This window comes from Streptomyces sp. P9-2 (genome assembly GCF_051903975.1).
GTDB lineage: Bacteria > Actinomycetota > Actinomycetes > Streptomycetales > Streptomycetaceae > Streptomyces > Streptomyces cellulosae.
On record NZ_CP192633.1, the window covers coordinates 905,311 to 924,384 of the forward strand.

Annotated in this window: 20 protein-coding genes; 4 read left to right on the top strand and 16 right to left on the bottom strand. The window is 71.2% G+C overall.

The features are described from left to right. Positions 1-7 precede the first annotated feature (7 nt). The 3 genes from mqnC to ACQY0Z_RS04230 form a co-directional block, all read right to left on the bottom strand. Entirely contained in the window at positions 8-1,207 is a 1,200-nt protein-coding gene (gene mqnC, locus ACQY0Z_RS04220) for a cyclic dehypoxanthinyl futalosine synthase (protein ID WP_028960038.1), read from the bottom strand. Between the two features lie 68 nt (positions 1,208-1,275). Then, the gene (locus tag ACQY0Z_RS04225; protein ID WP_254585591.1) at positions 1,276-2,013 is read right to left on the bottom strand and encodes a prepilin peptidase; all 738 of its coding nucleotides are present in this window, start codon (positions 2,011-2,013) and stop codon (positions 1,276-1,278) included. Positions 2,014-2,026: 13 nt separating this feature from the next. Then, positions 2,027-4,984 (bottom strand): BTAD domain-containing putative transcriptional regulator, encoded by a 2,958-nt coding sequence (locus tag ACQY0Z_RS04230; protein ID WP_439811849.1) that lies wholly within the window; start codon positions 4,982-4,984, stop codon positions 2,027-2,029. Between the two features lie 319 nt (positions 4,985-5,303). Between ACQY0Z_RS04230 and ACQY0Z_RS04235 the strand changes: the two genes are divergently transcribed. The 3 genes from ACQY0Z_RS04235 to ACQY0Z_RS04245 all read left to right on the top strand — a co-directional run bounded on the left by ACQY0Z_RS04235 (position 5,304) and on the right by ACQY0Z_RS04245 (position 7,456). Further along, the gene (locus tag ACQY0Z_RS04235; RefSeq protein WP_381724487.1) at positions 5,304-5,615 is read left to right on the top strand and encodes a hypothetical protein; all 312 of its coding nucleotides are present in this window, start codon (positions 5,304-5,306) and stop codon (positions 5,613-5,615) included. Positions 5,616-5,750: 135 nt separating this feature from the next. Then, positions 5,751-6,392, top strand: coding sequence for a hypothetical protein (locus ACQY0Z_RS04240; protein ID WP_347225288.1), 642 nt, complete (start codon positions 5,751-5,753; stop codon positions 6,390-6,392). Continuing rightward, entirely contained in the window at positions 6,389-7,456 is a 1,068-nt protein-coding gene (locus ACQY0Z_RS04245) for a hypothetical protein (RefSeq protein WP_439811850.1), read from the top strand. The genes ACQY0Z_RS04240 and ACQY0Z_RS04245 overlap by 4 nt, the downstream gene beginning before the upstream one ends. A 42-nt stretch (positions 7,457-7,498) precedes the next feature. Here ACQY0Z_RS04245 and ACQY0Z_RS04250 read toward each other — a convergent pair whose 3' ends face one another. Further along, positions 7,499-8,338: a nucleotidyl transferase AbiEii/AbiGii toxin family protein gene (locus tag ACQY0Z_RS04250; RefSeq protein ID WP_439811851.1), complete on the bottom strand. Its 840-nt coding sequence runs from the start codon at positions 8,336-8,338 to the stop codon at positions 7,499-7,501. A gap of 122 nt (positions 8,339-8,460) precedes the next feature. Continuing rightward, positions 8,461-9,690 (bottom strand): type IV toxin-antitoxin system AbiEi family antitoxin domain-containing protein, encoded by a 1,230-nt coding sequence (locus ACQY0Z_RS04255; RefSeq protein WP_254585585.1) that lies wholly within the window; start codon positions 9,688-9,690, stop codon positions 8,461-8,463. Between the two features lie 180 nt (positions 9,691-9,870). On the opposite strand from ACQY0Z_RS04255, the gene ACQY0Z_RS04260 reads away from it, so the two are divergent. Beyond that, positions 9,871-10,215: a hypothetical protein gene (locus ACQY0Z_RS04260; protein WP_189903249.1), complete on the top strand. Its 345-nt coding sequence runs from the start codon at positions 9,871-9,873 to the stop codon at positions 10,213-10,215. A gap of 30 nt (positions 10,216-10,245) precedes the next feature. On the opposite strand, the gene ACQY0Z_RS04265 is transcribed toward ACQY0Z_RS04260, so the two are convergent. From ACQY0Z_RS04265 to ACQY0Z_RS04315, 11 genes are all read right to left on the bottom strand, one after another. Continuing rightward, on the bottom strand, positions 10,246-10,479 hold the full coding sequence (locus tag ACQY0Z_RS04265; RefSeq protein ID WP_189903247.1) for a hypothetical protein: 234 nt from the start codon (positions 10,477-10,479) through the stop codon (positions 10,246-10,248). Between the two features lie 343 nt (positions 10,480-10,822). Continuing rightward, the gene (locus tag ACQY0Z_RS04270; protein WP_254585584.1) at positions 10,823-12,013 is read right to left on the bottom strand and encodes a hypothetical protein; all 1,191 of its coding nucleotides are present in this window, start codon (positions 12,011-12,013) and stop codon (positions 10,823-10,825) included. 103 nt (positions 12,014-12,116) lie between these two features. Beyond that, positions 12,117-12,605 carry a pilus assembly protein TadG-related protein gene (locus ACQY0Z_RS04275; protein WP_439811852.1) on the bottom strand — a complete coding sequence of 163 codons (489 nt, stop codon included), beginning with the start codon at positions 12,603-12,605 and terminating at the stop codon, positions 12,117-12,119. Beyond that, a complete protein-coding gene (locus tag ACQY0Z_RS04280; RefSeq protein WP_189903241.1) occupies positions 12,602-13,030 on the bottom strand; it encodes a TadE/TadG family type IV pilus assembly protein in 429 nt (142 codons plus the stop codon). Before ACQY0Z_RS04280 ends, ACQY0Z_RS04275 begins: the two co-directional genes overlap by 4 nt. After that, complete coding sequence (locus tag ACQY0Z_RS04285; RefSeq protein WP_189903239.1) at positions 13,030-13,479, bottom strand: TadE family protein; 450 nt, start codon at positions 13,477-13,479, stop codon at positions 13,030-13,032. Before ACQY0Z_RS04285 ends, ACQY0Z_RS04280 begins: the two co-directional genes overlap by 1 nt. Before the next feature lie 35 nt (positions 13,480-13,514). Next, entirely contained in the window at positions 13,515-13,766 is a 252-nt protein-coding gene (locus ACQY0Z_RS04290; RefSeq protein WP_189903237.1) for a hypothetical protein, read from the bottom strand. A gap of 85 nt (positions 13,767-13,851) precedes the next feature. Beyond that, positions 13,852-14,766, bottom strand: a complete 915-nt coding sequence (locus tag ACQY0Z_RS04295; RefSeq protein ID WP_189903342.1) for a type II secretion system F family protein — start codon at positions 14,764-14,766, stop codon at positions 13,852-13,854. Positions 14,767-14,780: 14 nt separating this feature from the next. Further along, entirely contained in the window at positions 14,781-15,737 is a 957-nt protein-coding gene (locus ACQY0Z_RS04300; protein WP_037778529.1) for a type II secretion system F family protein, read from the bottom strand. Positions 15,738-15,843: 106 nt separating this feature from the next. Further along, positions 15,844-17,151 carry a CpaF family protein gene (locus ACQY0Z_RS04305; RefSeq protein ID WP_189903235.1) on the bottom strand — a complete coding sequence of 436 codons (1,308 nt, stop codon included), beginning with the start codon at positions 17,149-17,151 and terminating at the stop codon, positions 15,844-15,846. Next, positions 17,148-18,017: a hypothetical protein gene (locus ACQY0Z_RS04310; RefSeq protein ID WP_254585583.1), complete on the bottom strand. Its 870-nt coding sequence runs from the start codon at positions 18,015-18,017 to the stop codon at positions 17,148-17,150. The genes ACQY0Z_RS04305 and ACQY0Z_RS04310 overlap by 4 nt, the downstream gene beginning before the upstream one ends. 17 nt (positions 18,018-18,034) lie before the next feature. Then, entirely contained in the window at positions 18,035-18,763 is a 729-nt protein-coding gene (locus ACQY0Z_RS04315; protein ID WP_254585582.1) for a hypothetical protein, read from the bottom strand. Positions 18,764-19,074 lie beyond the last annotated feature (311 nt).

Here is a 19,074-nt window from a genome sequence, read left to right on the forward strand (position 1 = left end):
AGGCCGGTCAGTTGGCGGGCAGGAGCTTCAGCTCCGGGTGGGCCGTGCCCCCCTCGATGGCGGTGGACGAGATGTGCGAGACCACGCGGTCGTCGACCGGGTCGTTCGCCGGATCGTCGTGCACCACCAGGTGCTCGTACGTGGTGGAGCGCTGCGCCGGGACGCGGCCCGCCTTGCGGATCAGGTCGATGATCTCCAGCCGGTTGGAGCGGTGCTTGGCGCCGGCGGAGGAGACGACGTTCTCCTCGAGCATGATCGAGCCGAGGTCGTCCGCGCCGTAGTGCAGGGAGAGCTGGCCGACCTCCTTGCCGGTGGTCAGCCACGAGCCCTGGATGTGGGCGACGTTGTCGAGGAACAGGCGGGCGATGGCGATCATCCGCAGGTACTCGAAGATCGTGGCCTGGGTGCGACCCTTCAGGTGGTTGTTCTCCGGCTGGTACGTGTACGGGATGAACGCGCGGAAGCCGCCCGTGCGGTCCTGCACGTCGCGGATCATCCGCAGGTGCTCGATCCGCTCGGCGTTGGTCTCGCCGGTGCCCATCAGCATGGTGGAGGTGGACTCCACGCCCAGGTTGTGGGCGATCTCCATGATCTCCAGCCAGCGCTCGCCGGACTCCTTCAGCGGGGCGATCGCCTTGCGGGGGCGCTCCGGGAGCAGTTCGGCGCCGGCGCCGGCGAAGGAGTCGAGCCCGGCCGCGTGGATCCGGGTGATCGCCTCCTCCACGCTCACCTTCGAGATCCGCGCCATGTGCTCGACCTCGCTCGCCCCCAGGCTGTGGATGACGAGCTGCGGGAACTCCTTCTTGATGGCCGCGAAGTGCTTCTCGTAGTACTCGACGCCGTAGTCCGGGTGGTGACCGCCCTGGAACATGATCTGCGTGCCGCCCAGCTCGACCGTCTCCGCGCAGCGGCGCAGGATGTCGTCGAGGTCGCGGGTCCAGCCCTTCCCCGTGTCCTTGGGGGCCGCGTAGAAGGCGCAGAACCTGCACGCCGTGACACACACGTTCGTGTAGTTGATGTTCCGCTCGATGATGTACGTGGCGATGTGCTCGGTGCCCGCGTACCGGAGGCGGCGGGCCGCGTCGGCGGCGGCGCCCAGCGCGTGCAGCGGGGCGTCGCGGTAGAGGACCAGGGCCTCTTCGGGGGTGATCCGCCCACCCGCGGCGGCACGGTCGAGGACGGGCTGAAGGTCGGCCTTCTCGGTCACCGGTGTCCCTTTCGCAGGGGTGTGGACGGACGGAATCAGCGTACGTCAGCCGGTTCCGCGCGCCGACGTCAGGCCGTGTACGCGCCGATCAGCAGCCCCGCGAAGGCCCCGCCGATCAGGAACGGGCCGAACGGGATCGACGTCTTGCGGCCCGCCTTCCGGGCGACGACGAGCGCGCCCCCGTACAGCGCCCCGCACAGGAACCCGGCCAGCGTGCCCAGCAGCACGGTCGGCCAGCCGTACCAGCCGAGGACCGCGCCCGCGCCGAGCGCCAGCTTCACGTCGCCGAAACCCATCCCGGCCGGGTTGACCAGGAACAGCACGAAGTAGCCCGCGCCGAGCGCCGGCGCGCCCAGCAGGGCGGTGGTCCACTCCCCCGCGTGCTCGGGGACCAGCGCGGTCAGCCCCAGCAGCACCAGGGCCGACGCGGCGAACGGCAGGGTGAGCGGGTCGGGCAGCCGCTGCACCCGGAAGTCGACCGTGGCGAGCAGCACGCCCACGGGCGCCAGCAGCAGCCACACCGCCAGCTCGGGGCGGGTCCCGGTGGCGGCGGCGAGGAGCGCGCACACCAGCGCGGTGACCGTCACGGGAACGGCGGCGCCCGTGCCGTACGGGGTCCCTCCGCACGCCCGGCAGCGGGCCGGGCCCAGCCAGCCGGTGAGCGGGTGCCCCTGCGGACACGCCGTACGCCACTCCTCCCCCGCCGGGACGGCGAACCGGTGGGCGGCGCGGGGCAGCAGCGCGCCGGCCGTCGCGCCCCACAGCGCGGCGACGGCGACCAGCGCGTACCCGAGCCCGTCGGTCATCCCGTACGGCCGCTCAGCCGGCCGCCGCGACCGCGTCGCGCCACGTCGGCAGCAGTTCGTCGAGCAGCGCCTCGGTCCGCGGCGGCAGCCCGCGCGCACCGCTGCGGGTCACCAGGTCGGACGCGAGGGCGGTGAGCCGCTGCGGGTCGTCCAGGGCGTGGGTGGCGCGCAGCAGTTCGTTCCACAGCCGCTCGTCGGCGGGCGCGGTGCGCAGCGCGGCGTTCAGCGCCTCGATGGCCTTCTCCGCGCGGTTCTTCTCCATGTGGAACTCGGCGAGCGCCAGCCCGGTGTCCGCGACGAGCAGCGGGAGCTGCGCGTCGACGATCTCGTGGGTGAGCCAGCGGTAGCGGCCCTCGGGCCGGTCGGCGAGCAACGGGCCGCGCACCAGCACCAGCGCGTCGGTGAGCAGCCGCCCGCGCACCGCCCGGCTGTCGACGCCCTTGCCCTGCGTCGCCTCGTGGTACAGCGAACGCAGCACGTCCAGGTCGGACACGACGGACTTGGCGAGCGTGAGCCGGCCGGCGTCGTCGGTGCGCAGCCGCGGGGTGCCGTCGGGGTCGGTGCCCAGCCAGTCCCGCAGCCGGTCCAGGAGCGCCTGGCGCACGTCGTCGGTGACGCCGCGCGGCCACAGCGCGGAGGACAGCACCCGCGGGTGCACGCCCTCGCGGTGCAGGAGCAGCAGCGCCAGCGCCTCGTGCAGCAGCGCGCTCCGCTCCCCGTCCGGCGTCTCCAGGCCGATGATCTCGTACGGCCCGACCAACCGCGCGTACACCGCGGGCCGGCCCTGCTCGCTGATGTCGACGAGGAACGGCGGGGTGGTGCCGGGACCGTCGGGGCTGCGCTCCGGGTCGGCGTCGGTGAACAGCTCGACGACCGCGCGCCGTTGGGCGGCGGGCAGGAGCTGCGCGTCGAGTTCCAGGCCGAGCAGCGGGGCGAGCAGCCGGCCCTCGCCGGTGATCTCCATCTCCCAGGCGGCGCCCGGCAGATCGCCGCTGCCGGTGCCGACGAGATAGCCGATGCCGAGACGGCTCGCGTCCGCGGCGAGTTCGGCGAGCGTCGTCGCGTCCTCGGGGGACGGCTCGGCGGCCAGCAGCACCAGGTGCGGGGCCCAACGGGTGTGCTGCGCCGGGCCGGTGCGGCCGGTCAGCACGGAGTCGTGGCCGGCCGCGCCGAGCGCGCCGCGCCGCTGCCGGGTCTCCGCCTCCATCGTCTCGATCAGCGCCTCGATGCCGTCGAGGTGGCGCAGCCGGCTGGGCGCGAGGGCGGTGAGGTCCTCGCCGAACCCGACGAGGGTGATGGTCATGCGGTCCGACCAGCCGTTGGTGGCCAGTTCGGCGGCGACCGACGCGAACACGGCCGCCCGGTCCTCCTCACGGCCGCTCAGCGACACGATGCCGGGCACCGACTCCAGGTTGAGCAGCAGCCGCGAGTCGTCCATCGTGCCGAGGCTGACCAGGCCCGGGTAGGGCGCGGCCGTGTCGACGTCCTCGTACGACTCGGCGTCGGCGCGGGCCAGCATCCAGAACGTCTGGTCCTGCCCGAGCTGCCACGGGGACGGCGGCTTGCCGGACGGCTGGGCGAGCTGGAGGTGCAGGTCGCCGTTGCTCATCCAGGCCGCGTAGACCGTGGGCAGCGGGCGGGACTCGGCGGCCAGCGACGCGGCCAGCCCGCGCAGCGACCGGTCCAGCAGCCGTACGCCCTCGGGGTCGGCCCCGACCAGCAGCGCGTCCTGCACGTCGAGGGCGTCGCCGGCGGGCGTGGGCGGCTCCATGCCGCGCCGGCCGCCGATGCCGGCGAACGCCGACTGCCAGAGTGCCTGGCGGCGGCGGTGGCCGAGGGCGCCGAGCAGGCCGGCGGCGAGGAGGGGTGCGGTCAGCAGGGCCTCGGGGAGCCCGAAGGACGAGGGGTCCTGGGCGGGCGTGGCGACCTGGTCGGGCGCGGGGCGCCGGAGGTCGGCGTGGCCGGTCTCGGGGGATGGGGCGGGGCGCTGCTGGGGCAGGTCGACGTGGGCGGCGCCGCCGCTGCCTTGTGCCTGGTCGCTGCCTTGTGCCTGGTCGCCGTCGCCGGTCCTGGCGTAGTCGCTGATCTGCTGCTGCACCTCGGGCGACACCTTCGGGGCGTCGTCCGGCATCTCGACGAGGTCGCCGCCGCGGGCGTCGCCGGGCATCTCCATGATCCAGCCGGGCCGGATCAGACTGGCCTCGGACAGCCGCGAACCGTCCGGCTGCACACGGTCCTTGTTGAGCTCGAAGATCTCCTTGTAGCGGCGGCCGTCGCCGAGGTGGCGCTCGGCGATCTCCCACAGGGAGTCGTGGTGACGCCCCTCCGGCGGCTGGATCCGGTAGAACTTCGTGTCGCCCTGCTTCGTGGCGGCGGCGGGGGTCGCCTCGGTGTGCGAGGCCTGCTCGGCGACCGCGGCGGCGGTGGAGGCCGCCTGCTCCTGCTGCTGGGCGAAGAGGCCCGGCGTCTGCTGGGCGGCGGCCACGGTGGGCCGCTGGTTGTCGTCGTAGGTCTGGCCGAGCTGCGCGAGGGAGGGCGTGAAGCTGGCGGCGGTCGCGCCGACGAGCAGCAGCGCGGCGACGAGCTGCCGGGCGAGCAGCTGGCTCGGCCCGGCGCCGGGCACCCGCCCGGGCACGCCGACGCCCGACAGCGCGGCCTTCATCTCCACCAGCACGCAGGCGGTGAACTGCGCCCAGGCGAGCCACACGACGAACGTGAGGATGCCGAGGAACGTCGAGACGGAGATGTCCTGCTTGAGCCACTCCATCGGCTCGAACGTCTCCGGGAACGGCCAGCCCGCCGTCATCGCCAGCGCCGCCGGCACCCCGACGAGGAGCACCGCGAGCGCGACGAACGCGAGGAACGCCTTCACGAAGTCCCCGAACGTCCGCTGCCGCACCCGCACCGGCTGCGGCGTGCGGTTCCTCGGAGCCGTCGAGCTGGACGGGCTGGGACTGCGGCGTCGCGGCATGGCGGGTGTCCTGGGGTGTGGGAGGAAGGGGGCATCGGGACTACGGGGATCTTATTGACTCGAATGGCCGCAGTCGAAGGGGTACCGCCCGACTCCGCTCCCGCACGGCGCACGGCCCCTGGAACCCCTCGATAACCTCGACCCTCGTATCGCGCCCCGCCTTTGCCGCCCTTGTGTTCGTGTTGCCGGCGGGGGCACGGGATGTGGTGGTGGCGAGGACGGCCCGGCGAGGGACACCTCGACCCGCAGGCCCCGTCATCCGCGGCCCCCGAGGCCGACCGCCCCGACCTCGGCCTCCCGGCTGACCGGTTCTACTCGGGTGCCGGCGGCCCGTTACGCGCGATCCCAGATCAAGGAGTACGTCGACGGCGGCTGGACCTTCACGGGCACGGACCGCTACGACGACGCGAGGACGCCCGCGTCGGGCTCGGGCGCGGTGCTGGTCACCTTCCGCGAGGACCGGTCCGAGGTCTACGGCAAGGACATACGCACCGGCAAGGTCCACCGCACCGGGAAGGCCCCGGCGAGCTTCCAGAAGTTCAGCATCCTCATGGCGCCGGCCACGGACACGCAGGTCTGGCGGGCGCAGCAGATCACGGTGGAGGGGAAGGCGACGGAGTGCGGTGCCTGAGCTTGCCCGGTCCGTGCCGTTCGCCACAGTGACGGCACACTCCGCACGTTCCCCACACAACCCCCCGGTGCCTCACAAACGCCCTTGATAGCTTCGGTGACAGCTACACACAGCCGACATCAGGGGGAATCGTCCGTGGCACGCCGCGCCTTCACCATTACCGCTGCCGCACTCACCGCGACGACGGCCTTGCTGCTGACGGGTTGTGGGGGCGACGACTCCTCGGACGACATCGAGGGGGCGGACGCCGGCTCCTCGAGCCCGTCGACTTCGGCGGCGGCCTCCACCCCGGCCGGGGTGGAACGCCCGGAGATCACGATCCCGAGCAGCTTCAAGCTCACCTTCGCGGACTGGAAGAGTGACGACCCGGAGAAGCAGGCCGTCCTCGACGACGGCAGGGAGCAGCTCCGCGCGGGCTACGCCGCCATCATCGAGAACGACCTCGACAGCGAGGCTCTCGCCTTCTACGACACGAAGGCCGGCCTCTCCCAGGATCAGGAGTGGATCCGCTCCTACACGGACAAGAACCTCACCGTGGTGGGCGAACTTCCGGTCTACGACCCGGAGGCCGAGCTCTTCGCCGAGAACACCAAGGCGCAGCTCCGCTACTGCACGGACGAGAGCGGAGCCCGGACCAAGCACCGCAAGACCGGCAAGGAGACCGGTAACCCGCCGGGCACCGAACCGAACGTCGCGTACACGGTCACCATGACCAAGAACGCGCAAGGGGTGTGGCAGACCGTCTCGACCACGTCCGAGCGGGGTGGTTGCTCGTGACACGCGCCCTCCGGCTCTCATCCGCCGTCGTCGTGTCGGCCCTCACGGTCGTTCTCACCGCTTCGCACGCGCAGGCGTTCGGCGGGGGCGGGACCAAGAACGACAGCAAGGGCGGCACCGACGGCAAGGGAACCCTGTCGGCGGCGGCGTCGAGCATCCGCCTCTCGTACCCGAGCGGCAAGCCCGCCGGGCACAAGGCCGGCAGCCTCAGCGCGATCGACCCCGACTGGGAGCCCCCGGCGTGCTGGTACGAACCGGCCTTCACTCCCCAGCAGCTCAAGCACTTCGTGGACACGGACGGCGGCGGCGACGTCGGCATCCACGAGTCGTGGTTCGGCAAGGATTTGTGGACGGACCACTACCGGGACGGCAAGCCCGCGGAGAATTTCGACCTGGAGTCGCCGACCAACAGCGTCGCCGAGGGCTACAAGAACTACAACCTCGCCAAGGACGGACACTTCTGGCGTGGCGTCGCACCGGACCCGGGCGACCGTGACTCCTGGGACTGCGGCCGCATCATGTTCTGGGTCGACGCCGGCCGGGTCCCGAACGACCCGCACGCCCCGACGCCGAAGATGCTCGCCGAGTACGCCTACCAGGAGGTCGAGGTCCCGGAGACCGAGATCGAGCTCAAGCCCGCCGCCCGCTCCACCGTGAACCTCCCCACCTGGGTGTGGCTCGACAAGGCCACCTTCAAGGACGTCACCGTCCGCGCGGAGCTTCCCGACACCGGCCTGTGGGCCGAGACCACCGCCAAGCCCGTCGCGCTGCACCTCGACCCGGGCACGAAGGACGCGGAGACCTATCCCGCCTCCGGCGACTGCGAGATCAACGCGGACGGCTCCATCGGCACGCCGTACACCCGCGGCAGCGCGGAGAAGACCCCGCCGTGCGGGATCCGTTACCTGCGCGCCTCGGGCGGAGAACCGTACCGCCTGACCGCGTCGATCACCTGGGAGATCTCCTGGGAGGGTACGGGCGGCGCCCGGGGCGACCTGCCCGACGGCACGCTCGAGACGACCCAGGACATGACCGTCCAGGAGATCCAGTCGATCAACCGCTGACCCGGTGCGCGACCGACGGAGCTCACGGTCGATGCGGACAGCTCAAGCCCACGCCTGCTGATGCGGGGTCCACGTGCCACGTGCCGCGTCGCCGAGTATGGGGCTCAGGAACGCCTCGGCTGCCGGAACCGCTTCACTGAAGCTGCTGCAGCCCTGAAGGCCGTGCACCAGGGCGGCTTGCCGAGGGTAGCCGTCGTGCCAGTCGGGGCCAGGGACCTCGAAAGCGCCGGGAAGCACGATCCGCAGGCCGAGGCTGCTCCGACGGGCTGCTTCCTGCTGAAGAGCCCGACAGACGGCCGGTCCGTCCACAGCCTCCCTCTGACTGATCAGGAGGAGGTCGGCGAGGTCACGGTAGCGGTTGGACCCATGCTCGCCGTTTTGGCCATGTCTCTCGTACATGGCGCACACTTTGTCGGCGATGTGGTCGATGACCGGATAGAGCCGCACGTCGGGCCAGTCGACGGGCCATTCGAGGTCGACTGCGGACCGCAGCGTGCGGACTTCAGGCACACCGATCAGCTCACGGCCGACGACGAGATCGACCTTGATGGTGGAGACCAGCCCCGCACCCAGGAAAACCTCGAAGTGCTGCGCGCCACCACGGCCTTCATCGCTGTGCTCCTCGAACTTCCCCGGCACATAACGGAGGTAGTCCCCCAGATCGAGGGCAGCCGCCTTGACGACGAGGTCCCTGGCTTCAGCGGCGCTACGTTCCGGATGGGTGCACTGGAGGTCGATGTCCTGGCTGAGCCGGGCTCGTCCACGGTATCGAACGAGCAAAGCCTGACCCCCCTTGATGAGCCAGCCGTCCGGATCGGTGGTGAAAACGCGGGCTGCCAGACGGTTGAACCAGAAGATCTTCATGAGGTCCGGAACGCTCATGCCTGTCTTCTTCGACATGTTCCTCGCGGCCTGCGTCAACGCGGCCCTGAATGCTGACGGATTCGCGTACCTCTTGGCCACGTGACGTCTGCTCCCCCACCCGATCCCCTGAACCACCGACCCTAGCCCGAAGGCGGGCCTTCCCCCGCATCCGTTGACCCTTTTTCGGTATCCATGCTGTCTTCGTCAGCGGCTGTCACATGATCAGGTGATCGCCTGCGTGTGGGACCCGGCGCGTCCACGGAGTGATTGGTCATGACACTGGGCACCGTGGCCTTCCACAGCATGCGCTGCGGCCGAGGCGCCAGGGAAGCCGCTTTCCATGCGGGCGCGACCCCGTCGTGGGCCAAGGCCTGCTGCAATGCGTCCCGCAGTCCGGATGCGTCGAACCGGCCTGCCGTGGGTGACGGTGTCACCTTCGGAACTGCCTGCAACACAGGCACAAGGTGGGCCATGGTGCTGGTCAGCGCCGTCCTGATTCCGGCCTGTTGAGCGGCGATCTCCTGGAACACAGAGGCGTACGCCTCGCCCCTCATGGCGTCACGCAGGGGCTGCAGGGCATCGGCATACTGCGTCAGTACGACGCCCAGGGTTCCGGCCTCGAAGAGGCGGGCAAGGGCCGCCGGATCCTCGAGAGCGGCGAGTTTCTTGCCTGCGGCCACACCCTCCGCGCCGGCGCGGGCCACCTCTTGGGAGTGCAGCGTTCGTCCGGCCTGACCAACCAGATGGTCAAGAAGCTGCTGTCCTGTGGCCGCTGCGGAAAGACCGTACTTGCGAGCGTGCGGCTGAACGGCGTCGGCGAGTACGCCCACGTCCACGAGATCGCGGCGCTCCGCATCGGCGATCACGCCGCCGACGTGTCCACCGTCGGCCTTGACCCGCAGCAGGTCGACAATCGTGCGCAAGACGGTGGTCACCGGCAGTCCGTCGACGACGGTGATGTCTGTGGCGTCGAGACGAGCCGTTCGCAGCCGCACGAAGGGATCCGTGGTCGTCCGGCGACGGGGGACGCTGATCTCCACGTCCGGAGCAGGAATGTCCCCAAGACCGTGGAGCTGGCAGGCAGAGGCGTGGGAGACGACACCCGAGTCCCGGTCGCCCGGGCGACGCTCCCAGGCCGGAATCCCGGCCTGCAAACGCAGCCATGCCACTTTAATCTCCAGATGCCGGGGCATGCCCGCCGCCGACAGGGCGTAGACGCCCCTGCCGACGTTCTCCAGCAGGCCGGCCTCAACCAACCTCTTCAGCTGCACGCCGCCCAAGCCCAGGTTCTTGGCCTGCGCTGTCGTCACCAGGCCCCATTGATCGGCAGCGACGCCCGACAAGACGGCCAGCTGCTCAGCTCGGTCCATGCAGGGAAGATTACCCAATCTCGCAGACTTTCTTACATCCTTGACGTAACAATCTCTGCGATTGGAAAGATCAACTGTAACTTTCTCTGCATGTTCAGCGGGCTCGCAGCCCGCCGACCCTCGAGCGACGTACCCTGCTGAAGGTGAGGCTCGGCCGCCGGCTACCGAGGGGGGATTCACGTGGGTGAGGGAAAGAGCGATCTCGCGCTTCCTTTGTCCGATCTGGAGGACTACGGGCGCCGCCTGCGGTCCCTCAAGAAGCGGATGAATCACACGAAGAAGCTTTTCGACTCGCACAAGGACGACATCGGCGACGGCTCCGTCAACGACGCCCTCTCCGACTTCGAGTCGAACTGGGAGGACGGCCGCGAGGACATCACGCAGCAGCTCGACGCGCTCGCCGACATGTCCGACGCGGTGGTCCGTGAATTCAACAAGCTCGAGAACGAACTCACCAAACAGGTCAACGAGAAGATGCGGGTCGAGGACAAGCGCCCGAAAAAGGGGAACGGGGCCAAGGAGTGAACTCCCCGGCCCCGGACCCGCGTCACGGGCTCAGTACAGCGACGCGTGCAGGTGGCCGTCCGCCGCGATGCCCTGCGCGGACACCGAGGCGCACACACCGGCGGTGAGGGCGAGGTTCCCGCCCTCGACGTGCACGCCGACGGCGCCCGCCTCCGCGTGGGCACCGAGGCCGAGGGCGGCGCCGCCGCCCGCCTGACCGCCGGACACGAGGTCCAGGTCGGCGTCGGATATTTCGGCGGTTTCCACCTGGGGGGCGAGGTTCATGAGGGCGCGTTCCCTTCGTATCGGACAATGCGTCGCGGAATGTCCGTCGATTTCCGTCACGGAAGTCGGACCGTCGAAATCGCCGGTCCACGACGAACTAACAGCACGCACTGATCAAATCACGCGGAGATACATCCGACCAGCGGCGTCCGAACTGCGGCCACCCCCGCACGCCCCGCACGTCACAGGTGTGACCGGAACACCAGGAAAACGTCGCAGGGTCTTCACGGACGGACAGTGGTAATTCACCTGGCCGACGTCACGCCGAAGCTATCGGCCGCCCCTCGTGATCGCGTCGAGAAGTACCCGTGAACCCTGTGCCGATTTCCTGGATTCTTCATGGTCACGATCGGGCCGGACGGTCCAGCACCAGCCGGCCACGCATTTCGTGCACGACGTACGGCACTGCCTGAAGAGCCAGGCCCAGTGCCCCTGCCGCCGTCGCCACGGCCGCGACGCCCGGCGCCGTGTCGGCGATCCGTACACCCTGCATCACCGAGAACAGGGACCCGAACGCCATGACGGCGGTGGACGACACCCCCGCCGCCGTGCCGGGGAAGCGTGCCGTCCGGCGGGCGTCCCGGCTCGTGCCGGGCAGCAGCCCCGTACCCAGCACCGGGCCCTTGGGCCATGTCCTCCTGCCGCTGAGCCGGCGTTCGGACACCGCAAGCCCGGAGGCGGCACTCAGCCTCGACCAGCCGTCCGCCCCGCCGAACCACCGCTCCCACGGGAACACCGCCCGCACCTGCTCGCCGGGCCCCCGCAGCTCCGCCCCGACCGGCCGTCCCATCCCGTCGACCACCTTCACCAGCCGCGTCACCGCGTGCGGACCCGAGCGGGGGAACCAGTACTCCTGGCCTCCCAGATCCCGCAGCACCAGGTCCCGGTCCTGCACGCGCAGTTCGGTCTCCCGCAGGAACCGCACCGTCGCCCCGCTCCCGGGCGCCGGACTCGGCGTGACGCGCCCCAGGACCGTCACCCGCCGACGCCCCGCCCGCAGCCGGGTCCACGCGCGCAACGCCAGCCGCGCCACCGGCCCGCACAGGGCGGTCAGGGCGAGCAGCAGGACGAGCCACCCGGGCACTCTGCCGGAGAAGACGACCACCGTGAAGGCGGAGAACCACAGCGTCCCTGCGACGCCCCGCACGCACCAGTACCAGAGCGGGAAGGCCGGGCCAGGGCCGAGGGAGACGCCTCCCTTACCGGAACCCGCTCGAGGGTCGTTCCGGTCCCGCGCGACGTGCAACGGCACGCCCGCGGCCTTCAGCAGCCCGGCCACGCCCGTACGCTCGAGCAGTTGCTCCCCCTGCACGGCACACTCCGGCAGCGCGGGCGCCTCCGGCAGCCAGTCGCCGAGGGGGATGCGGGCGACCTGCCTGCCGTCCCGGTCCTGAAGCCGCACCTCGCCCCAGGCGCCCGGACGGCCGGGTTCGTCGCGTCCGGCGTCGGCGACCGCCGCGTCGACGAACACCGCGCGGGCGACACCGCCGTCCCCGACCGGCACCCGGCGGGTACGGCCACTGGCGCGCAGCACGAGCGCGCCGTCCTCCACGGACAGCCGTGAGCCGTGACACCGTTCGAGCCCGGGACCGCGCCCCGCGGCAGGCCGGAGAGCGCGCTCGTCGTCCGGCACGGCCTCAGCCGACCTCGTTCTCCGCGACCGCCTGCCCCCGCACCACCACGTCACCGCCGTAGAACATCCCCGTGAACACGGGCGAGTACGTGAGCTGGACCTCGACCTCGACCGCGTCGACCGTCGCCGTCACGCAGTGGGTCGCGGCGATGTCCGCGCCGGACATGTCCATCTCACGGGCGAAGGCCTTCACGCGGGCGTCGCAGTTCTGGAAGTTGATGGGGGCGGGTCCGCCCTCGTTGTCGTAGAGGGCCTCGCGGTCGATGTCCTGGGCGGCGAAGCGGGCCGCCTGTTCCGCGATGTCCGCCGCGCGCTCCCGCTTGGAGATCGACATGCCGCCGTCGATGACGAAGGCCGCCAGGGACAGGAAGACCAGCGCGAAGATGATGACCGCGCCGGCGCCCGAGCCGCGGTCGTCCAGCCGGGCGGCACGGTCCGCCGCCCACGTCCGGACGCGTGCGCGCGTGCCGGCCGCTGATGCCCGTCCCCTCACGCCGTCCTCCTGAACGGGTCGAGCGGCGAGCTGAAGCTCGCGGTGAGCGTCGTCGGGATGTCCAGGCCCAGCATCGCGAGGCCCCGCACCTCGCAGCTCACCTGGACGCTGAACAGGGTGTCGGGCTCGAAGCCCTGGCTGGTCTGGACGACGGTCACCGGGCCCGAGCAGACGTCCTCGAGGTTGGCCTCCGCCGCCGCGCGCGCCTCGGCCATCGCCGTCGCGTGGTCCTTCTGGATCGAGCCCGCGCGGGCCGCGTCCCGCGCCGCGCCGTCCAACGCGCCCCGCCCGTCGACCAGTTGCCCGAAGGCCACCAGGACGAGGATGAACAGGATCATCACCGGCGCGAGGATCACGACCTCGACGGTGGACAGACCACGGTCGCCCGCGTCCTGCCGCAGCAAACGCGGAAGAGAACGGCCCATCAGTTCTCCCCCTCCTCCACGAACCGCTCCACCGGCCCCATCGACTGCGCGTGCACCGTCAGGTCCAGGCCCGGGAACACCGTCGGGATACGCGCGGTGATCTCCACGCCGACCGTGTTCTGCTCCGGCTGGAGCATCTTCACGTCCGGAGCGATGACCAGCTGCGGGCCCAGCTGCCGGATGTAGCTGTCCACCACGTCCCGCGCCTCGCCCCGCCAGCCGCCCGGCTCGGCGTCCGCCGTGGCCCGCGCCTTGCGCGCGCCCGCCTGCGCCGCCGCCTGGGCGACATGATCGGCGAAGAAGTACAGCGCGAACTGCACCGTCGCGAAGATCATGAAGAACAGGACGGGCGTGAGGAAGACGAACTCGATCGCGGTCATGCCGGAATCGCCGCGGGCGGAGGCGGCCTCCACCCGTCGGCGTACCCAGCTGCGTACGCGCACCGGCATCCCCGTTGACGTCGACGTCGAGAAGGTACGTGCGGTCAGCAGGTCTTGCCCGCGTCCGCGCCCTTGATGCAGTCGCCGACCTTGTTGGCGCCCTCGCTGAGCGCGGCGTTGATGATCGCGGCCACGACGCCGACGATCGCCACGACGACGGCCGAGATGATGACCCACTCGACCGCGGAGGCGCCACGGTCCAGTTCGCCGGAGCGCGCCCGCTCGACACGGGCCCGCATGAAGGTGACCAGGAAGTCGACGGCGGGGATGCCGGTCTGGAAGGTACGTCCGTTCATGACGCGTTGTCCTCTCGAATTCGGTTCACGGAAGTTCTGACGTACGGCGCGCGGTCCGCGGTTCGCGGCTCACCGGTCCGGTATCTCACACCTGGAACACCCGCATCGCCGCCGGGAAGATCAGGAACACCAGGAACCCCGCGCACAGCAGCAGCTGCGCCACGAGCATCGACTGGGACTTCTCGCCCGCGCTGCCCTCGATCTCGGCGAGTTCGCGGTGGCGCATGGTCTCGGCGCGCGAGGCGAGGGACTCCCGTACCTTCGCGCCGTCGTCCGCGACGAGGGCCAGCGAGGCGGACAGGTCCTTCAGCTCCTCCACCCCCAGCTCCTCCCCGAGCTGGCCGAGCGCCTGCCACTGGCTGACACCGGTGATCCGGGCGTCGGCGAGCGCGTTGCGGATCCGCTGCGTGGCCCAGCCGTCGGACACCTCGGCCGCCGCCATCAGCGCCTCGGGCAGACCCCGGCCGCCGGCCAGGCTCATCGACACCAGGTCCAGGTACGCGCCGATCACCCGGCGCAGATCGCGCCGCTTCTCGGCGGCGTCCCGGCGCACCTCCAGGTCGGGCAGCACGAAGAACAGCACCGCGCACAGCAGCGCCAGCCACACCGGGATGACCGGGCTGCTGCCGAAGCCGAGCTGCCAGACGATGGCGAACAGGAACGGCCCGAAGAACAGACCCGCGACCGCCAACAGCACCTTCGTCGCCAGGAACTTCTCCCAGCTGCGCTCCAGGACGGCCAGGTCGGCGCGCAGGGACCGCTGCTCCCAGCCCTGCTGCCGGTAGAACTCGGCGACCTTGTCGCCCACTTGGGCGCGCAGGGAGGCGAAGCGGCCGGACGATCCCTGGTCCGTGGGCCGCGCCGACTCGTACGCCGTGCCGCGGGCGCGCATCGCGTCGATCCGGGCGACCTGGGAGAGGGCGCTGCGCTTGGTGGGCATCAGCGCGCGGACCAGGACGTAGACGCCCAGTCCGACGACCGCGCCGACGACCACCGGCATCGTCAGTCCGTCGTTCACCGGCGTACCCCCTCTTCCGGCTGGAACGGCGACGCCTGCGCGGGCCCGGCGCCCGGGGTGCGGGGACGCACCAGACGCACCGAGGAGTCGTCGCGCACCAGGAAGCGTTCGGGCGTCTCGATGGTGGACAGCTTGCGCAGCCACCAGAAGCCCAGCGCGAACAGCCCGCACACGCAGGCGAGGACCACCTGGCCGACGGCCGTGCCGTACGGCTCGACGAAGTCGCGGTTGAAGATGGACAGGCCGAGCACGAACGCGATCGACACGGCGACCACGATCTGCACCGAGCGGCGCGTGGACGCGCGCTGCGCCATGACGCGCTGCCGCATGTCGACCTCCTCGCGCGCCGACTTGGCGAGCGCGCCGAGCACCTGCCGCAGACCGGGGCCGCGCAGACGGGCGTTGAGGATGAGTGCGGCGACGATGATGTCGGCGGAGGCGTCGTCGATCTCGTCGGCGAGCTGCTGGAGCGCCTCGGGCAGCGGGGTGCGGGCGCGCAGCCGGTCGACGAGCGCGTCGAGGTGCGGACGCAGCACGGGCGCGGCGGCCCGCGCGGACGCCGGGATGGCCTGCTCCAGACCGACCGCGCCGGCGATGGTGTCGCGCAGCGACTCCGTCCACGAGGCGAGGGCCTCCACGCGGCGCATCGCGGCCCGCTCCTCGGAGGCGCCGCCGAAGAGGCGGTCCCAGAAGAACACGAGGACGGCGGAGGCAACGCCGGCGACGACCCAGCGCGTCATCAGCAGCACGGCGAGCCCGACGAGCGCCGCGAGCGAACCACGCCGCCCCGCGAACCGGATCAGCTCGCCTGCCCGCTCGCTCGCCTTCTGCTTCTCGTGGTCGGGCTTCGCGGGCAGTCCGCGTACGGCGACGAGGAACAGGGCGAGACCGCCGCCGACGGCGACACCGCAGGCGAGCGCGTACAGCACGGTGGTGGAGAACAGTCCGCCCATCGTGCCGACGGAGCCGAGGGCGGCGAGGTCGGTGGTGGGCGGTACCGAGGTCATCAGTGGATCGGCGGCCATGGCACCGGTGGTCGTCGGATCGGTGGTCATCGGCTCACCCCCACGTTCCGCTGGGCCGGTAGCCGTGGGCCATCAAGTCCTCCAGGCAGGCTATGGGGGCGTGCGGGATCACCCGGCCGTCGGACGTCTCGGCGAACACCTCGCTGGACAGCACCCGCCCGTCCACGCCGTTGACCTCGCGCACGGAGGTCACCATGCGCTGGAGGCGTCCGCCGCTCTGGAAGCCGTTGCGCCGCTGGATGAAGACGACGAAGTTCACCGCGCCGGCGATGAGCATCTGGCTCGCCTCGATCGGCAGCCGCTCGGTGGCCTGGAGGGCGTAGGTGGAGATGCGGTTGAACACCTCGCTGGAGCTGTTGGCGTGGATCGTGGACAGCGAGCCGTCGTTGCCCTGCGACATCGCGTTCAGCATGGTGACGATCTCGTCGCCGAGCACCTCGCCGACGATGACCCGGGAGGGGTTCATACGCAGCGACCGGCGCACCAGCTCCGCCATCGAAATGGCGCCCTGGCCCTCGGAGTTGGGCAGCCGCTCCTCGAACGCCACCACGTTGGGGTGCAGATCGGGGAAGGTGTCGAGACCGAGCTCCAGCGCGCGCTCGACGGTGATGAGGCGCTCGTGCGGCGGGATCTCGTTGGCGAGGGCGCGCAGCAGGGTCGTCTTACCGGCGTTGGTGGCGCCCGCGATCATGATGTTCTTGCGGGCGCGGACCGCGCAGGCCAGGAAGTGCCCCAGCTCGGGGGTGAGGGTGCCGTTGCCGACGAGGTCGGAGATGAACACCTTGCCCATGCGGGCCCGGCGGATGGACAGCGCGGGCCTGCGGGCCACGTCCATGACGGCCGACAGACGCGAACCGTCCGGCAGCCGCAGGTCGAGCTGCGGGTTGGCGGAGTCGAAGGGCCGGGACGACAGACCGGAGTAGGCGCCCAGCACCTGGATCAGCTCGATGAGCTCCTCGTCGGTCTCCGCGACCGGCTCGCCGCGCTCCTCGCGCCCGTCGGAGTAGCCGACGAACACCTGGTCGCAGCCGTTGATGTCGATGTTCTCGACCTCGGGATCGTCGAGCAGCGGCTGGAGCCGGCCCACCCCGAACAGGGCCGCGTGCACGGCGGCCGCGTACTGCTCCTCGGTCTCCGCGTCCAGCGGCGTACGGCCCGCGTTGATCTCGGAGCGGGCGTACTCCTCGAGTATCTGGGCTATGACGGCGCGGGCGTACTGCCGCTCGTCCTCGGTGGACATCGGCGTGACGCCGTTGACCTGGTCGAGGCGGCGCTGCTCCGCGATCCGGTCACCGGCCTCCTGGCGGAACCGCTTGACCAACGAGTGGTCGACAGCGGTCATCGCCCGGCTCCGTGACCCTGCGGCGGCGCGGCGGCGTGGGCCTGCTGGGCGGCCTGGGCCTGAGCGACCCACGCGGCGCCGTACTGCTGGTACACGTCGGCGGTGACCTTGCGGGCCGAGCGGATCAGCAGCGACTTGTCCAGCCGGCCGCGGCGGCGCCCGGCGAGCATCTCGGCGCCGGCCGGGTCGTCGGCGAGGGTGCCGACCACGCGGGCGCCGGTCTGGGCGTGCACGAGCATGTCGTTGACCTGGCCCGCCAGCTTGGCCGCGTTGCCCGGGTCGGCGACGAGGACGACGCCGATGACGGGGCTGTTCAGGGTGGCGGCGCCGCGCGACCCGCCGTGCAGCTTGCCCGCCAGCGCGGCCGCCCGGTCCCGGACGCGGGCCAGCGCCTCGGGCTCGGTGCGGGAGATCAGCAGCACGAGGGAGGCATGCGGGAACAGCTCGACGGCCGGGGTGTCGCCGCTGATGCGGCCGCAGTCGGCGATGACGTCGGCGGGCGCGTTGGGCGAGTCGGCGAGGGAGGCGAAGGCATGCCCGAGGGTGGGCCACAGCCCGGCCAGACCGGCGGCCTGCTCGGCGATGCCGAGACCGACGAGCACTTCCAGTCCGCCGCTCAACGGCTGGACGTGGTCCCAGAGTTGGTCGGGCACGAGACCGCGCCGCGCGGTGGCGGCGATGGACAGCATGCCGGTGTTGGGGTTGAGCGGGCCGCCGTGCGCGGCGGCGCTGCGGTACACGAGGTCACCGCCCGCCGGGTCGGTCTCGGCGAGCAGCACGCGGCGCGGCCAGACCGCCGCGAGGGCGACGGCCGCGGTGGTGACGCCGGGGGAACCCTTGTCGGCGGCGAGGGCGATGAGGGCCATGGGTCGGGTGCCGCCTTCTAGTTGCCAGGGACGAGGACGAGCGCCACCTCGCCGTTGGAGGCGGCCTGGGTGAGCACCGTGGCCTGCGCTTCGTCGACGAGGAGCGTCACGGGCAGGTTGGTGCTGCCGACGACGTCGTCGTCCTTTTCGTCCTGGACGTAGTTGACGACGGCCTTGTCGACGATGACGGAGTCACCGCCGGCCGAGCCGCCCGAACCGCCGTCGGCGTCGTCACCGGACCCGGAGCGGGAGGTCCCGCCGACGCGGTAGGCGGCCACGGTGGCACCGTTCTTGAGGCCGGCCGGGTACTGCCCCTCCTTCAGGGACACACCGACGAGGGCCTTGCCCTCGGGCACCTTGGCCTCCTCGCCGAACATCTCCCCGACGGCGACCACGCCGGCGGGGATGGTGGTGACGGCCTTCAGCTTCTTCAGGGCGGCGAGCTGGGACCACTGGACGTAGTGGATGCCCGGGTCCTCGGCGACCATCACCGAGGTGGTGTTGCTGTCGTTGACGGCCTGCCCGGCGGGGATCTCCTGGGTGATCTTGACGACCTCGATGCGGTCGCCGGCCTGCAGCACGAGCATGGTGGCGCCGAGGGCGCCCACCAGGATCAGCAGCACGGCGAGCGCGGCGAGGGCGGGCTTGCGCTCGCGGGGCGGAGTGGGAAGCCGGTCACCGACCGACGGTTGAGCCGGAGCCGCGGAACGACCCGCGCCCGCCCCCGTACGCTCCTGGATCTTCACGCAGCCGCTCCCCGTACACCCAAGATGATGTCTGCCAAGTTCCCTGAAATCCCGGACACTTCACCCGCGTCCGCTCGCGCGCGGACATGCGGGACGCGTCGGACGTACCCGCCCTGATCGGGGCGGATAACCAACGCGTACGTGAGTGTCAAGCCATGGCACCGTATCAGCCGGGCATACGGCCCTCAAGACGGAAGTGACCCCGCTCACCTCGGGGGCCGGAGGCGTGCTCACCAGCAACTTCATGGTTGAACGACCCTGTCGGAGGGGGTCATTCACGGCCAGACACCGTGCACCCCGGGCGGCCGATG

Coding starts and splice junctions, on each gene's coding strand:
- ACQY0Z_RS04250 (WP_439811851.1), bottom strand. CDS start 8,338: ATGAGCGTTCCGGACCTCATGAAGATCTTCTGGTTCAACCGTCTGGCA.
- ACQY0Z_RS04305 (WP_189903235.1), bottom strand. CDS start 17,151: ATGACCGCTGTCGACCACTCGTTGGTCAAGCGGTTCCGCCAGGAGGCC.
- ACQY0Z_RS04295 (WP_189903342.1), bottom strand. CDS start 14,766: ATGCCGGTGGTCGTCGGCGCGGTCGTCGGACTGGGCGTCTACGTCCTG.
- ACQY0Z_RS04290 (WP_189903237.1), bottom strand. CDS start 13,766: ATGAACGGACGTACCTTCCAGACCGGCATCCCCGCCGTCGACTTCCTG.
- ACQY0Z_RS04280 (WP_189903241.1), bottom strand. CDS start 13,030: ATGGGCCGTTCTCTTCCGCGTTTGCTGCGGCAGGACGCGGGCGACCGT.
- ACQY0Z_RS04255 (WP_254585585.1), bottom strand. CDS start 9,690: ATGGACCGAGCTGAGCAGCTGGCCGTCTTGTCGGGCGTCGCTGCCGAT.
- ACQY0Z_RS04300 (WP_037778529.1), bottom strand. CDS start 15,737: ATGGGCGGACTGTTCTCCACCACCGTGCTGTACGCGCTCGCCTGCGGT.
- ACQY0Z_RS04310 (WP_254585583.1), bottom strand. CDS start 18,017: ATGGCCCTCATCGCCCTCGCCGCCGACAAGGGTTCCCCCGGCGTCACC.
- ACQY0Z_RS04230 (WP_439811849.1), bottom strand. CDS start 4,984: ATGCCGCGACGCCGCAGTCCCAGCCCGTCCAGCTCGACGGCTCCGAGG.
- ACQY0Z_RS04225 (WP_254585591.1), bottom strand. CDS start 2,013: ATGACCGACGGGCTCGGGTACGCGCTGGTCGCCGTCGCCGCGCTGTGG.
- ACQY0Z_RS04285 (WP_189903239.1), bottom strand. CDS start 13,479: ATGCCGGTGCGCGTACGCAGCTGGGTACGCCGACGGGTGGAGGCCGCC.
- ACQY0Z_RS04265 (WP_189903247.1), bottom strand. CDS start 10,479: ATGAACCTCGCCCCCCAGGTGGAAACCGCCGAAATATCCGACGCCGAC.